General features: G+C 56.6%; 12 protein-coding genes and 1 tRNA gene. 9 read left to right on the forward strand and 4 right to left on the reverse strand.

The genetic code is table 11. The annotated features are described in order from the left end of the window. Window positions 1–9 precede the first annotated feature (9 nt). The 3 genes from QMP16_RS02110 to miaA form a co-directional block, all read right to left on the reverse strand. The gene (locus QMP16_RS02110; protein WP_058274233.1) at window positions 10–1,056 is read right to left on the reverse strand and encodes an ABC transporter permease; all 1,047 of its coding nucleotides are present in this window, start codon (window positions 1,054–1,056) and stop codon (window positions 10–12) included. 135 nt (window positions 1,057–1,191) lie between these two features. After that, the gene (locus QMP16_RS02115) at window positions 1,192–2,862 is read right to left on the reverse strand and encodes an ABC transporter substrate-binding protein (protein WP_282151047.1); all 1,671 of its coding nucleotides are present in this window, start codon (window positions 2,860–2,862) and stop codon (window positions 1,192–1,194) included. 327 nt (window positions 2,863–3,189) lie between these two features. Continuing rightward, window positions 3,190–4,083, reverse strand: a complete 894-nt coding sequence (gene miaA, locus QMP16_RS02120) for a tRNA (adenosine(37)-N6)-dimethylallyltransferase MiaA (RefSeq protein ID WP_282118613.1) — start codon at window positions 4,081–4,083, stop codon at window positions 3,190–3,192. Window positions 4,084–4,180: 97 nt separating this feature from the next. On the opposite strand from miaA, the gene pyrH reads away from it, so the two are divergent. From pyrH to QMP16_RS02165, 9 genes are all read left to right on the forward strand, one after another. Then, window positions 4,181–4,933: a UMP kinase gene (gene pyrH, locus QMP16_RS02125; RefSeq protein ID WP_109312162.1), complete on the forward strand. Its 753-nt coding sequence runs from the start codon at window positions 4,181–4,183 to the stop codon at window positions 4,931–4,933. 251 nt (window positions 4,934–5,184) lie between these two features. Then, window positions 5,185–6,411: an aminotransferase class V-fold PLP-dependent enzyme gene (locus tag QMP16_RS02130; RefSeq protein WP_282151048.1), complete on the forward strand. Its 1,227-nt coding sequence runs from the start codon at window positions 5,185–5,187 to the stop codon at window positions 6,409–6,411. Between the two features lie 54 nt (window positions 6,412–6,465). After that, window positions 6,466–7,890, forward strand: coding sequence for a cryptochrome/photolyase family protein (locus tag QMP16_RS02135; protein ID WP_282151049.1), 1,425 nt, complete (start codon window positions 6,466–6,468; stop codon window positions 7,888–7,890). A gap of 69 nt (window positions 7,891–7,959) precedes the next feature. After that, the gene (locus QMP16_RS02140) at window positions 7,960–9,168 is read left to right on the forward strand and encodes an SAM-dependent methyltransferase (RefSeq protein ID WP_058273775.1); all 1,209 of its coding nucleotides are present in this window, start codon (window positions 7,960–7,962) and stop codon (window positions 9,166–9,168) included. Window positions 9,169–9,184: 16 nt separating this feature from the next. Further along, on the forward strand, window positions 9,185–9,625 hold the full coding sequence (locus QMP16_RS02145; RefSeq protein ID WP_058273774.1) for a TrgA family protein: 441 nt from the start codon (window positions 9,185–9,187) through the stop codon (window positions 9,623–9,625). A 32-nt stretch (window positions 9,626–9,657) separates the two neighbouring features. Beyond that, on the forward strand, window positions 9,658–10,773 hold the full coding sequence (locus QMP16_RS02150) for an NUDIX domain-containing protein (RefSeq protein ID WP_282151050.1): 1,116 nt from the start codon (window positions 9,658–9,660) through the stop codon (window positions 10,771–10,773). Between the two features lie 69 nt (window positions 10,774–10,842). After that, on the forward strand, window positions 10,843–11,877 hold the full coding sequence (locus QMP16_RS02155) for a cysteine synthase A (protein ID WP_113788936.1): 1,035 nt from the start codon (window positions 10,843–10,845) through the stop codon (window positions 11,875–11,877). Further along, on the forward strand, window positions 11,877–14,306 hold the full coding sequence (locus QMP16_RS02160; protein ID WP_282151051.1) for a DUF3772 domain-containing protein: 2,430 nt from the start codon (window positions 11,877–11,879) through the stop codon (window positions 14,304–14,306). Before QMP16_RS02155 ends, QMP16_RS02160 begins: the two co-directional genes overlap by 1 nt. A 90-nt stretch (window positions 14,307–14,396) precedes the next feature. After that, window positions 14,397–14,486 (forward strand) — tRNA-Ser (locus QMP16_RS02165). Between the two features lie 46 nt (window positions 14,487–14,532). Here QMP16_RS02165 and QMP16_RS02170 read toward each other — a convergent pair. After that, window positions 14,533–15,564: an AbrB family transcriptional regulator gene (locus QMP16_RS02170; RefSeq protein ID WP_282151052.1), complete on the reverse strand. Its 1,032-nt coding sequence runs from the start codon at window positions 15,562–15,564 to the stop codon at window positions 14,533–14,535. Between the last annotated feature and the right edge of the window lie 28 nt (window positions 15,565–15,592).

Raw genomic sequence — 15,592 nt, forward strand, 5'->3', positions numbered from 1 at the left:
CTATCTCCCTTACGAAATACGGATGCGCGGGTTGAGGTAGACATAGCCGATATCGGATATCAGCTGCGTCACCAGCACCACAAAGACCGACACGACCGAAATCGCCAGCAAGAGCTGAATGTCGTTGTTGCCCGCCGCCTGTACCAGTGCCCAGCCGAAACCCTTGTAGTTGAATAGGGTTTCAACAATTACCACGCCATTCAGCAGCCATGGGAACTGCAGCATGATGACAGTAAAGGGGGCGATCAGAGCGTTGCGCAGCGCGTGCTTCATAACGATGTTGCCAAAGGAAACACCCTTGAGACGCGCGGTACGGATGTATTGTGCGGTCATCACCTCGGTCATCGAAGCGCGGGTCATCCGGGCGATATAGCCCATCCCGTAAAGCGCAATGGTCAGAACCGGCAGAAAGAAGTTCTCAAAGGTCGGATTGTCCATCGCTTGCGTTGCAGTGCCCTTGAACCATTTCAGGCCCACGGTGGACGAGGTGAAGATCGCGATGAAGATCACGCCTGATACGTATTCCGGCGTCGCCGTCGTGATGATCGAGAAGGTGGAGAGGGACCGGTCAAGCGCTGATCCTTCGCGCATCCCGGCCAATACTCCGACCAGTAGCGCGGATGGCACCATCAGGACCAAAACCCAAAACATCAGATAGCCGGTGTTGCCCAGGCGTTTGCCAACAATGGTGCCGACCTCGTCTTTGAACACGCTGGAATAGCCCCAGTCGCCTTGCAAAACACCGCAATATCTGGAGGTCGTTTCCTCGGTCGACCCCGGTCTGGTACACGTTCCAAGGAACGTGCCGTCATCAAGTGTCTTGGTATAGCCTGGCAAAACCCCCAGCCATTGACCGTATTTGACCAGCGTTGGTTGCAGATAACCGCGATTGTCCAACCAGGTCTCAACCTGTTCGTCGGACATCCGCTGGTTGCCCTGCGTTTTCGCAAGCTTTTCCAGGTTCGGGTAGAGGTTGGTCAGAAAGAAGACCACGAAAGTCAGGCACAATGCAGTAAGAAGCATGACGCCGAACCGTCGGAGGATGAATAGTCCCATGATGGCCCCTGTTGTTCGGGTGTTCCGCAGATCATTGGACCATTGTCTGGCCTCGGACATCCGACCCCGTGTCGGCCTGTCTGCGGCTGGAAAGGGGCGCCCTGTTCAGGCGCCCCCATTAACGTCTGGCAGGTTTTAGGCCGCCCAACCCCACTTATAGTGGTGGTGCTCGAAGGACACGTGCATGTCGGTGCCGACAAGACCGTCCTTCATGTGGCGATACAGCGAACGCCAGTAAGGCTGAATGGTGACGCCTTCTTCCTGGATCATCGCCTCGCCCTTGGCGACCACTTCACGGCGCTTGTCGGCATCCGCGATGGCCAGCGCTTCGGTCAGAAGCGCGTCAAACTCGGCATTTGCCCAGCCGAATTCGTTCCAGGCTTCACCGGTACGATAGGCCAGAGCCCAGATTTGCACGCCCAGTGGACGGTGGTTCCAGTTGGTCGAGCTGTAGGGGTATTTCGCCCAGTCGTTCCAGAACGTGTTGCCCGGCAGAACGGTCCGCTTGACCTTGATACCCGCGTCACGCAGCTGCGCTGCAACCGCGTCGGTGGTGTTCCGGCGCCAGTCATCGTCGATCGAGATCAGCTCGTGCTCGAAATCGATCATTCCGGCTTCTTCCATCAGCGCACGTGCGCCTTCCGGGTCGACCTTCTGCGGCGGCAGTTCGTAATAGTCCGGGTGGATTGGACCAACATGGTGGTTTTCCGCAGGCGAACCGCGACCGCCGTAACCCAGTTCCAAGCAGATCGAGTTATCAACCGCCATTTGCAGAGCCTGGCGCACCCGCTTGTCTTCGTAAGGCTTCTTGCCGTCAATCTCTGCCAACTGGTTCGGGCGGACGACGATGGTGTTCATGGTCACAACTTCAGACTTCACATAGCCGAGGCTGTCCATCACGTCGATGAATTCACCAACCGATTCATACAACATGTCGACTTCATCGGATTCCAGCGCGGCCAGCCATGCGGACGGGTCGGTGCCGTAGTCAATGTAGACGATGCTATCCAGCGCCGGGCGACCAAAGATCTCTTCGCCCCACCAGGTGTGGTTCTCGTTGCGAACGAGGGTGGCTTTCACGCCGACTTCCAATTCCTGCACCAGATATGCGCCGGTGCCCACATTGTTAAGCAGATCGGTTTCACTGAACGAGCTGTGTACGATAGCTGCCGGATAGTCCGCCATGCCTGCGATCAGCGAGATATCAGAGGCCGGCAGGTTCAGTTTGACGGTGTTGGCATCGACAACTTCGATTGCGCCGTCAATGGCCTGACCAGATTCAGGATCGATCAGTGTCGCAAAGCGACCTGCCATCGAGTTGGTTTCCGAGCTTTTGTCACACCAGCGCCCGATGTTGCGGGCCACATCTTCCGCGGTGAAGTCGTCACCGTTGTTCCATTTGACGCCCGGACGGACTTTCAGAGTGTAAACGGTTGCGTCGTCGTTGACTTCCCAGCCCTCCAGCAACATGCCGCGGAACGTACCGTCCGAGTTGTACTCGACCAGATACTCGAGCGTGCCGCGGGTGACGTTCGCGATCTGCGACCAGTCATAGGTGCGTGGGTCCTTCAGGGCGCGCACTTCCTGCTGAACGCGAAGGGTGCCGCCTTCTTTCTTTGCATCTTCTCCGGCCGCACGCGCCGGGGCGGCCAGTCCGATCATGCCATAGGCTGCGGCGGCGGTGACCCCAAGACCCGTGGTGCGGGTCAAAAACTCGCGTCGGTTCAGTTTGCCGTCCCGATATTCCTGTGCGTGCATTTCTGCCGCCCAGTGCATCGGTGCTCCGGTCATCGTTTGATTATTCATTAACGTTACTCCCTGTGAGACAGTATTTTTTTGGATGAAGTGGCGAACCGCTCAGGCCGGAATGCTCCGGCCGGCAGGTTCATTAGTCTTCTGATCTCGGATTTCGGACATCCCCATGACCGACATTCGGCACCAGAATTTTGGTGAGGTCAATGTTCGAAATCGTCATTCGAGGTACAAAAACGACATTGACGGGCGGTGTTTACCGCTATCAGCTTTTTTTGCCCCAGGGGAATCCCTTGGCAGGTTCAGTTTCGCGGCAGTGGATTCGCCGCGAATTCTCTGCATGTGTGTTCGCGATCAGTGCGACTTCAACCGCATCAGGTATCACTTTGATAAGTCGACCCGATTCCAACTTTTCATGCGGGCGCGAAACCAGGTGCGCTGTCGTTTGGCGAATTGGCGGGTCGAGATCGTGGCCCGTTCGCGGGCTTCATCCAACGTCATGGTGCCGTCGATATAGGCCATCAACTCGGGTACTCCGATGGCCTTGAATGCCGGAAGCGACGGATCATAGCGGTCCCGCATCCTTTCAACCTCGTTCAATGCACCGGTGTCCAACATCAGGTCAAAGCGGCGCGTGATGCGGTCCAAAAGCCATTGTTTATCCACGTCGAAAACGATGGGCACTGTGTTCTTCACGTCCAAAACCGGGGGTGGTGTGGCGTCTTGCCAGTCACTGAGGTTTCGACCGGTGGCATTGTACACTTCCCATGCCCGCTGAACACGGGCGCGGTTTTGTGTGTCGATCCGGGCTAGAGTATGCGCATCCACACCCGCGATCAGAGTCTGCAAGGTCAGGCTGTCCGCCTCGGCCCGGATTTCGGACGGTGTAGGTGGAATATCGGCCATACCTTCGGTCAGCGCAGAAAAATATAGGCCGGTGCCCCCTACAATGATGGGGCGTGCGCCGCCGGTCAGCAGTGGTTTCACCTCGCGCAACCAATGGCCGGTGGAGTAGTCTTGGTCACATGAGATATGTCCGTACAGAAGATGCGGTGCGCGGGCTTCCTCTTCAGCCGACGGGCGGGCGGAAATCACGCGCCAGCAATCGTAGACCTGGCTGGCATCGGCATTCACGATGACGCCACCGAACTGTTCGGCGATCAACAGGGCAAGGGCGGACTTTCCAGATGCAGTGGGGCCTGCAATCAACACAGGTTTCCCATCAGGAATGGGGGGCAGGCGGTCCAATATCTGCGATCTTGCGGGTTCGGTCATCTCGGACTGCCTTATTCCTTACCAATCGCATTGAACCTGCGGCGGTTTTGCTTCATTTTGCGCCTGAAAATAAACCCGTGCCAGCCCGGAGCGCAACATGACCATTTCCCCGACCACCGACACCGCCGAAATCACAAAGGCAAGGTATGATCGCGTAATGCTGAAAATCTCGGGCGAGGCGCTTATGGGCGATCAGGGGTTCGGCCTGCATCCGCCTACAGTTCAGCGCATCGCGCAAGAGATCAAATCGGTGCACGATCTGGGCGTCGAGATCTGCATGGTGATTGGCGGCGGGAATATCTTCCGCGGTCTCAGCGGATCGGCACAGGGGATGGAACGGACTACGGCTGATTACATGGGCATGCTGGCAACGGTCATGAACGCGTTGGGGATGCAGTCCGCGTTGGAAGAAATCGGCGTTTTCACCCGAGTAATCTCAGCCATCCGCATGGACGAGGTGTGCGAGCCCTATATTCGCCGTCGCGCCGTGCGCCACCTTGAGAAAAAGCGGGTCTGCATCTTTGCTGCCGGAACCGGAAACCCGTATTTTACCACCGACACTGCCGCGACCCTTCGGGCCAACGAAATGGCATGTCAGGCGATCTTCATGGGTAAGAACGGCGTCGATGGTGTTTATGATAAGGACCCCAAGGAACACGCGGATGCCGTGCGGTACGACACCGTCAGCTATGATGATGTTCTGGCCAAACGCCTGCGGGTCATGGACGCGTCGGCCATTGCACTGGCGCGCGACAACAATCTGCCGTTGATTGTCTTCGGGCTTGACGAACCGGGCGGGTTCCGGGGCATTTTGGCCGGTGAGGGGACCTACACCAAAGTTCAGGGCTAAACCGCTTTACAGTTTGCTTAAAAGCCGGGTTTGGATGCCCGGCTTTTTTGTGCGCGTTTAGCAAACCTGAACGCTTGACGAACCATCTCAGTCCTTGCAATTTGACCGCGTTCCCGCGCCGGACCGGTAGCGGGGGCTGTCTGCGCCTATCGCGCGGACTGGGCTGGAAGACCTGCCATGATTTCTGAGGGTTTCGAAATCATGCTCGGACACCTCTTGAATGAACGCGCATGATCAAGGAGAGACGTGCCATGAGCACTCTGGATATCAATTTTGTCCGGTCACAGTTTCCGGCCTTTTCCGAGCCCAGCCTGCAAGGGCAGGCATTCTTCGAAAACGCTGGTGGGTCATACACTTGCAAGCCGGTTCTCGACCGCCTGACGCGGTATTATACCCAGCGCAAAGTGCAACCCTATGCACCCTATGAGGCCAGCCGTCTTGCCGGCGAGGAAATGGACGAAGCCCGGGCACGCATGGCAGCAATATTGGGCGTCGAGACGGATGAGTTGAGCTTTGGCCCTTCGACCACGCAGAATACCTATGTCCTGGCGCAAGCATTCCGACAATGGATGCAACCGGGTGAGGCCATCATTGTCACCAATCAGGATCATGAGGCGAATTCAGGTCCGTGGCGGCGGCTAGCGGACGAGGGAATCGAAATCCGTGAATGGCAGATTGATCCCGAAACCGGGTCGTTGAATCCGATGGATCTGGAGAACCTGCTGGACGAAAACGTGCGTCTGGTGTGTTTTCCCCATTGCTCGAACGTGATCGGAGAGATCAACCCGGTTACCGAGATTACCGCGATTGCCCATGCGGCGGGGGCATTTGTATGCGTTGACGGCGTATCCTACGCACCACACGGGTTTCCGAATGTGGGTGATCTGGGGCCGGATATCTATCTGTTTTCGGCCTACAAAACATATGGGCCGCATCAGGGTTGTATGGTCATCCGGCGTACGCTGGGCGAGATGCTGCCGAACCAGGGGCACTATTTCAACGGCGACGTGCTGTACCAACGGTTTACTCCCGCGGGACCGGACCATGCCCAGATTGCGGCCAGCGCGGGCATGGCGGACTATATTGATCTGCTGTGCGACCATCATAGCGGGCCAACCGGCGAAGCGGCCGAGCGTGGTTCATTCGCCCATGATCTGATGCGCTCGCACGAGGTCGCATTGCTGCAACCGGTTCTGGATGCGGTCAAAGACCGCAACGCCGTTCGCCTGATCGGAACATCCGATGCCAGCCGCCGCGCGCCGACTGTGGCCCTGGCGTTGAACCGCAATGTCGAAGCGGTTGCCGCCGATCTGACTGGATGTGGAATCATGGCCGGCGGAGGTGATTTCTATGCCGTGCGCCCGTTGACCGCGATGGGGGTTGATCCGGATCAGGGCGTGCTGCGGGTCAGTTTCACGCACTATACGTCTCAACAGGAAATTGATCAGCTTTTGAATGCACTAGACGACATTTTGTGATCCAATTCCCCTGCTGCTTCGTAACCGAAGAAAGAAGAAAAGAGCAGGGCGGACATGGAACAGCAGCGGTCACCGATCATAATGTGGTTCCGACGGGATTTGCGCCTGTCGGATCACCCTGCACTGAGCGCCGCGGTTGAGAGCGGGCGACCGATCATACCAGTTTTCATTCTGGACCACACGGTCCAGGCTTTGCGCGCAGCGCCGAAATGGCGTCTTGGATTGGGCCTAAAGGCTTTTACCCAGGCGCTAGAACAGGCTGGCAGCCGCTTGATCCTGCGGCATGGGGATGCGCTGACCGTTCTGCGGCAGCTTGTCGTCGAAACCGGCGCAAGCGATGTGTTTTGGACCCGCGCATATGACCCGGACGCCATTGCCAGAGATACGAAGATCAAGACGGCTCTGACCGACCAAAGTGTCACTGTTAAATCCTTCGCCGGCCATCTTTTGTTCGAACCTTGGACAGTGGCGACGAAAACAGGGCAGCCGTTCCGTGTGTTCACTCCAATGTGGCGTTCAGTGCGCAGCCGGGATGTTCCGGCCCCAAACAACGCTGTGTCTCATCTCAAAACGCCCGCGATGTGGCCCGTTTCTGAAAACCTTGAGGATTGGCATCTGGGCGCGCAGATGCGCCGCGGAGCATCCGTGGTCACACCCCATGTCCGACCGGGCGAGACCGCAGCTTTTGAGGCGTTGCATCAATTTCTGGACCGCATCGCCGACTATTCAGATCACCGGGATCGTATGGACTTGGACGGAACATCTAACCTGTCCGAGTATCTGTCTTTAGGTGAAATAGGCCCGCGCAGTGTCTGGCACGCAGTTCAGCGGGCCGGGATGACGGGCGTTCAGGGGGGTGAACCCTATTTGCGCCAATTGGTCTGGCGCGAGTTTGCTTATCATCTGATGTATCACACTCCATCCTTGCTCAGCGGTAACTGGAAGCCGGAGTGGGATAGATTTCCCTGGAATACTGATGGGGGCCAGCCCGAAGTTCTCGCCTGGAAGCAGGCGAAAACCGGCGTTCCAGGCGTCGATGCGGGGTTACGGCAGATGTATGTGACAGGGCGGATGCACAATCGGGCCCGGATGATCGTGGCGAGCTACCTGACCAAGCATCTCATGACGCATTGGAAAATTGGCATGGATTGGTTCGCGGATTGTCTGGTCGACTGGGATCCGGCGGCAAACGCTATGGGCTGGCAATGGGTTGCAGGGTCGGGGCCGGATGCCTCGCCATTCTTTCGCATCTTCAATCCGCATACCCAGCAGGAAAAATTCGATCCGCAATCGGACTTCGTTCGGCATTGGATTGCTGAGGGGCAGAGCAATCCACCAGCAACAGCACTGGCGTATTTTGATGCGGTTCCGAAGTCATGGAACCTCAGCCCACAGGACCCATACCCGCAACCCGTTGTCACTTTGGCAGCCGGTCGGGCGCGTGCATTGGCGGCCTATGAGGGCCGAAAAAACCAGTAACGAATTGAAAACTTGCCATAAACACAAACTCGGCCTAGCCTGTTTGCGCGGCCGCACAGAGGAGAGCGGATGACTTTGATGACCACCGAGGGGCAGAAAGACCTGCCCAGATACTTTGTGCAAGTATTCAAAATGGTTAGCCGGATGCAGTCTGGCCGATTGGACATCGGACTGCCGGATGGTCGTGTCTTCCGAACCGAGGGCACCAAACCCGGGCCGGTTGCGCGTGTGGATATCCACAATCCAGACGTTTTTGCCCGCCTGGTCCGTGAGGGTGAACTTGGTTTTTCCGACGCATATCTGGAAGGTGACTGGAGCACGCCGGACCTGCGATCCTTTATGGACCTGGTGCATATGGGTAATGAAACGGTCTACGACGATTTCACCGGAAAAGTCCTTGTGCAGATGTATGAGCGGCTGCGGTTCTGGTTGCACCGCAATAACCGGACACAGGCCAAAAAGAACATCTCGTACCATTATGATCTGGGCAATGATTTCTATGGTTTGTGGCTTGATGACACGATGACCTATTCCAGCGCACTGTTCGAAACAGGGCAGGAAAGTCTGGAAAAGGCGCAAACCGCAAAATACGCCAGCATGGTCGATGAAATGGGTGCAAAACCCGGAGATCACATTCTTGAGATTGGCTGTGGCTGGGGCGGCTTTGCTGAATACGCTGCAAAAGAGCGTGGCCTGCGGGTCACAGGTCTGACGATTAGTCAAGAACAGTTGAAGTTTGCCAGGCAGCGTATTGAAAATGCTGGTCTTTCGAATTTGGTTGAATTCAAATTGCAGGATTACCGGGATGAGCGTGGCCAGTACGACGGAATCGCATCGATCGAGATGTTCGAAGCGGTAGGTCAAAAGTACTGGCCTGTGTATTTCGACACTGTGCGTGAGCGATTAAAACCCGGGGCGCAAGCGACATTGCAAATTATCACTGTCGCGGATCATCGATGGGATGTTTATCGTAACGGCATTGATTTCATTCAGAAATATATTTTCCCGGGCGGCATGCTTCCGGCGCCTTCCATTTTGAAGGAACAAGTTGCTCAAGCGGGTTTGAAAGTCGTCAAATCGAAAGAATTCGGTAAAAGCTATGACCTGACCCTGCGCCGCTGGTATGACACGTTCAACGGCAAGTGGGACGAAATCTCGGAAATGGGCTTTGATGAGCGTTTTCGCCGCATGTGGAATTATTATTTGACCGCCTGCGGAGCAGCCTTTGACACCGGTAATTGCGATGTGACACAGATCACTATAGCGAAACCGAGTTAAGGAACGGACTTCAGAAATGCCCACTGCCCCCAAGCTTGTTTCTGGCTTATGCCTTTTGATCGTGGCGTTCTTGGTTTCGAGTATGGTCATCGAAAACGGTGATGAAGGTAAGAACTACGGTATGTTTACCTACGTAAACATGGCGTTGGGCGTGATTTGCGGTTGGTGGATCATGGGCAAGCGTGCTGGCCGGGGCTGGACTGCCGCAATCAACAACGGCTTGACCGGAATGGCGGCGCTGGTGTTCTGGGGCCTGTTTGTTCAGGGTGTAAACGAAATGCTCCGCTTGGCAATGCGCCATCGGTATGACGGCCCGTTCGAGGCGCTGATCTCCATCTTTAAAATCGGTGTTGAATATGGTCAGCAACTTGTGGTGCCCGAAATCTTGTGGACTTTGATCATTGGGGCTCTGATCACTGGGCTGGTCACCGAGGAAGCAGCCCGCCGGTGGCGGTGAGCTAACAACTTAAAGTACGAAAGAACCCAACAGTGTCAGATCTGTTCTTTTATGGCACGCTGCGGCACTTGCCATTGCTGGAGCTTGTCTTGGGACGTCCGGCGTCCAAACTTGAATTTGCCCAAGCCACACTGAAAGATCATGCAGTCCATAGCGTGCAGGATCAGGCCTTTCCCATGATTGTTCATGAGGAAGGCAGTCTGGCCAAAGGGTTATTGCTCCGGGGATTGAGTGAGGAAGATCAGAACCGTTTGGTCTTCTACGAGGGTGGCTTTGATTACGACCTGCGAGAGCAGACAGTTGATCTGGCCGACGGGTCGATATCGCAAGCCCTTGTGTTCTACCCTGAGCCGGGGCTTTGGAACCGCGGCGGTCTCTGGTTGCTGCAGGGCTGGTTGGATGAGTGGGGCGCGATGACGATGCTCGCCGCGCAAGAGGTTATGGGTTTTTACGGCAAGGTTGATGTGGAACAAATTGCGCGAAGCTTTCCGTCGATCCGGACGCGAGCATGGGCAAAGCTGGCTGCCCGTCAACGTGCGACAGGTGATGCACGAGACACTGCCAAAGACGTCATCGTGCACGATCGTAAACCGGCCTATGTCAACTATTTCGGGATGGAAGAAGTCGCGTTGCAGCATCGCCAATACGATGGCTCGATGGGCAAAGTGCTGAACCGCAACAGCCTGATGCAGGGCAGCGCCGTGATCGTCCTGCCATATGATCCCGTGCGCGACACGGTTTTGCTAGTCGAACAATTCAGGGCACCGATCTTTCTGGCTGAAGATCCTGAACCCTGGATGTGGGAGCCGGTCGCCGGGATGATAGACCCAGGCGAAACGCCGGAACAGGCGGCCCTGCGCGAGGCCGAAGAAGAAGCCCAGATTGCGCTGAACCGGCTGGAATATGCAGGCGGCGCGTATTCCTCCAGCGGGTCATCGACTGAATATCTATACCTTTATGTCGGGCTGGCTGATCTGACCAAGACCATCGAAGATGGTGGGTTGGCAACGGAGGGTGAGGATATCCGAACCCAGATTCTGCCTTTCAGTGATTTCATGGACAGGGTCGACAGTCATAGGTTCAAGGATTTGCCGCTTTTGGCGGTGGCCCATTGGCTTGCACGTCACCGTGAGCGCCTGCGCGGATGATTTTCGCCGCTTGTGGTCGTCGCGCACCACAGGTAAATCTGCGTTGATCCGAAATGAAATGAGGGCGCCATGCGCATTGCACGAGACCTTGCCGACGCAGTCGGAAAAACCCCGCTGATCCGCCTGCGTCGCATCAGCGAAGAGACCGGGTGCGAGATTCTCGGCAAGGCCGAATTCATGAACCCCGGCCAGTCGGTCAAGGATCGTGCGGCGCTCTACATCATCCGCGATGCCATTGCGCGTGGTGACCTGAAACCGGGTGGCACCATTGTCGAAGGTACGGCGGGTAACACCGGGATCGGTTTGGCGCTTGTTGGTGCGTCGATGGGGTTCAAGACCGTCATTGTCATCCCGGAAACGCAGTCCGAAGAGAAAAAGGACATGCTGCGACTAGCTGGGGCTCAGCTGGTTCAGGTTCCGGCCGCACCGTATCGCAACCCCAACAATTTCGTACACTATTCCCGTCGTTTGGCCGAAGAACTGGCGCAGACCGAGCCCAATGGCGCGATCTGGGCCAACCAGTTCGACAATGTGGCGAACCGTCAGGCGCATGTGGAAACGACCGGTCCCGAAATCTGGGAACAGACCGATGGCAAAGTTGACGGGTTCGTCTGTGCCGTGGGCTCGGGCGGTACATTGGCGGGCGTAGCGGACGCGTTGCAGCCCAAAGGCGTCAAGATCGGTCTGGTCGATCCGATGGGGGCTGGGCTGTATTCGTATTACACCACCGGCGAAATCGCGATGGAGGGCGGCTCGATCGCCGAAGGCATCGGTCAGGTGCGTATCACCAAGAACCTTGAAGGGTTCAAACCTGACTTTGCTTATCAGATGTCGGATAACGAGGCGCTGCCTTACATCTTTGACCTGCTGCGCGATGAAGGCCTGGTCATGGGCGGTTCAACCGCCATTAACATGGCTGGTGCGGTACGTCTGGCCAAGGATCTGGGACCGGGCCACACCATCGTGACCATCCTGTGTGACTATGGCACACGCTATCAGTCCAAGCTGTTTAACCCGGACTTCCTGCGTGAAAAGGAATTGCCTGTCCCGGACTGGATGACCGAAGCTCCACGCAGTATCCCCGGCGTTTTTGAGGACGTGTGATGCTGCGGCGTGTTCGCCTGTTCCTGACCCTTGTTGCGGTATGTTTTGCGATACTTTGCGGCCCCGCTGCCGCGCAGCTTACAGATCGTCAAAGCGAATATTATCAGGGCTGGGTCAAAACGGCGGACCGCGCCGAGACGGTGATCGAGGCCGATCGCGCGTCGAACGCTTCGCTCGAAAACCTGCGCGCCGAGATCAACGAATACCGGGACGATTTCAATCGGGCACGCGGTGCAAACACCGAACGTATCCAAACGCTTGAAAACCAGATCAAGGCTCTTGGTGCTGCGCCCGAGGGCGATGCGACCGAACCGGAAGACATTGCCACACTACGAGAGCACCTAAACGAGCAGCTGAACAGTTTGCGCGTCCCACAGATCATCTCAGAAGAGGCATTCAGCCGATCAAATGGTCTGATATCCGAGATAGACAAGCTATTGCGGGACCGTCAGAAGAAAGAGCTTTTGGAGCGTGGCCCGTCGCCAATGAACCCCACCCACTGGCGGCCGGCCTGGGTTGATGTGAACGAAGCTGCGCAAGCGTTGTTCAACGAAGCGCGGCGGAATCTGAAAACTGACGTGGTGCATGAACGTTTGCGGTCCCGTGGGCTGGGTATTCTGGCCTTGGTGTTCGTCGCAGGTGTTCTGCTGCTTTACGGCAAGCGCTGGTCCGAAGCCGCCGGTGAACGTATGCGAGCTTTGGGAGGGCAGGGAAGTGGCGTATGGACGTTCCTGACCTCGTTGCTGCGCATTATCCTCCCTTGGTTCGGCGTCTGGCTTCTGGTTCAGGCGGTTGTGATGACAGGCGTTCTGGGGCTGCGCGGCACGCTGTTGATGCAGAACGTGCCCTATTGGGCCGCGATCATCCTGTATTATGACTGGATTGGCCGACAGGTTTATGTGCTGCAAGCGGCGCAAGGTTTCAAAAAACTGTCCCGGCAAAAAGTCACCGAGTTACGCGTCTACCTCGATTTTCTTGCCGGGCTCCTGATCCTGCACGAACTGGTGAACCTGTTCGATCAGATCGAAAATATTTCGGATGCCACGCGCGCTGTCGTCGTCTTTCCGGTCATCGTCGCAACAGCTTTGATTCTTCTTCGCGTCCGTCGCGTCCGCAGTGTTGATGTCCCGGTCGATGCAGGTGAGCCGTCCGAAACGGCCCGCGCTGCCGGGTTCAGCCAACTGGTCGAGTTCATTCGACGCGCTTTGTTCTTCCTGGGGATTGCCAGCCCGATATTAGCGATGCTGGGGTATACGAATGCGGCTGAGGCAATCGTTTTCCCGGCCGTGCGTTCATTGGTTCTTATTGCCGCGCTGGTCATCGTCCAACGCTTCCTGACGTCTGTTTACGGATGGCTCGGTGGGCAGGGCGATAAGGCCAAGGACTCTCTGTTTTCGGTTCTCATCGGCTTTGCAATGGCCATTCTGGCTATGCCCGTGCTCGCGCTGTATTGGGGTGCGCGTCAAACCGACCTGCAGGAAGTCTGGTCGCGCCTGCTGCAGGGGTTTGACATTGGCGGGGTAACCATCTCGCCCAGCAACTTCTTTACCTTCCTTGTCATATTTGCCATCGGCTATGGCCTGACGCGGATGCTACAAAGCGGGCTGCGCAATTCGCTACTGCCAAAGACCAGTATTGATCCAGGCGGGCAAAACGCGATTGTTTCGGGCACCGGGTATGTCGGTATTTTCCTGGCCGCGCTGGTTGCGATAACGATTGCCGGGTTCAACCTGTCATCGCTGGCTATTGTTGCCGGTGCGTTGTCAGTTGGGATCGGCTTTGGTCTGCAGACCATCGTGTCAAACTTTGTGTCGGGCATTATCCTGTTGGTCGAACGCCCAATCTCGAAAGGGGATTGGATCGACGTGAATGGTATGATGGGGTACGTCCGTGATATTTCCGTCCGGTCCACGCGGATCGAGACGTTTGACCGCACGGATGTTATCGTTCCGAACTCGGACCTGATCAGCGGCGTTGTCACTAACTATACACGCGGCAATACGATCGGGCGGGTGATTGTGCCGGTCGGCGTCGCCTATGGGACTGATACCCGGTTGGTGGAAAAAATCCTGGGTGAGATTGCGAATGCACATCCGATGGTTTTGGCGAATCCAGCCCCTAGTGTGGTGTTCCAGGGGTTTGGTGCAGATTCGCTGGACTTTGAAATCCGGGCCATCCTTCGCGATGTGAACTGGGTGTTGTCAGTCAAATCCGACATGAACCACGAGATCAACCGGCGCTTTGTCGAAGAGGGGATCGAAATCCCGTTTGCACAGCGCGATCTCTGGTTGCGTAACCCCGAGTCGTTGCAGGGCAGCGAAGCCCAACCCAGCAAGAACACCAACGAAATACCGTCCGCAAAGCCATCCACAAATCCCGTCGATATGACCGAGGGCGATTTGGCTGATGGTGACGGCGACGAGATTTAAACGCCTTTGCAAGGCTTTCGATTTCAGGTGAAATTTCACCACAATGGGGCCTTGCAAATCCCCCGGCGATAGTTCAAATAACGCCGGCACGGAGAGGTGGCCGAGTGGTCGAAGGCGCACGCCTGGAAAGTGTGTAGGCGGGAGACCGTCTCCAGGGTTCGAATCCCTGTCTCTCCGCCACAATCCCCTATCAACATTCATCCAGCCGCGTTTGCAGGTGAATCCGTCAATCCTTGGATTTCGACCAGCGCAGAAGTAGGTTGGCCGCGATTGGCGCGCCGATAATAACGACGACAATGCGCGCCAGGTGGTGCGTGACCACATATCCCAGATCCGCCCCCGATACGATGGCCAGCACCGTCATCTCTGCCTGTCCTCCGGGTGCAAAGGCCAGAAAGGCTTCGACCGGTTGGCCAAGCCCAAGCGCCGTGACCACTGCCGTGAAAGCAGCGGCCAGAACGGCCAGCAAGATCACATAGGTGAAGCCAGCCGCCACGACGCGTCTAAGTTCCGACCAGGTGACACCGACGAACTTGACGCCGATCCCACAGCCGATGAAGAACTGGGCGAACAGGATCGCCTCGCGCGGGGGGCGGGTATGGATGAAATCCCCAAGCGAAAAGGCCGCTGTCAGGATTAATGGCCCAAGAATTGAAGCCCCGAAAAGCCCGATCTTCTCTCCGCCTTTCCAGCCGACAAAAGCTGCGACCGCCATGAGTATCAGTTCATGCAAGGGTAGAGCCGAGGCAGGTTCGCCCAACGGGTTAGTTAGTTCGGCACCGTAAAACAAAGTCAGGAACAAAGGGGCAAGGGTGACGATAATCAGAACGCGCGTCCCGTGGATCAGGGATAGGGTTCGCGGATTGGCACCAGCCTCAGCCCCAAAGATAACCATGTCCTGAAACCCGCCCGGCATGGCGGCAAAAAACGCAGTTTTTTCGTCAAAGCCCCAGAATTTGCGAAAGAACGGCACGCCAACCATTGCAATCAGCAGGATAAAAACTGGTATCAGCAAAAGGGACGCCGCCATCTTTGGAAGTTCTGCGAACAGACTGGGTGTGATCGACGCCCCGACAGCGACGCCAAGAATGGTTCTGGACGCGACTGAGATTTGCCCGAAATCCCGCATGGGTGCGTGTGCCAAAGCTGCAATCAAACACGCTGACATCGGCCCGAACAGAAAGGGCAGCGGCAGGTTCAACGCCCAAAAAACTGCAGTTCCCAACATAGCCAATATCAGCGTAACTGACCGTTGCATCAGCGGCGACAAATGAAGGCTTGAGGCG

It is taken from the genome of Ruegeria atlantica (assembly GCF_947495585.1).
Classification (GTDB): Bacteria; Pseudomonadota; Alphaproteobacteria; order Rhodobacterales; family Rhodobacteraceae; genus Ruegeria; species Ruegeria atlantica_G.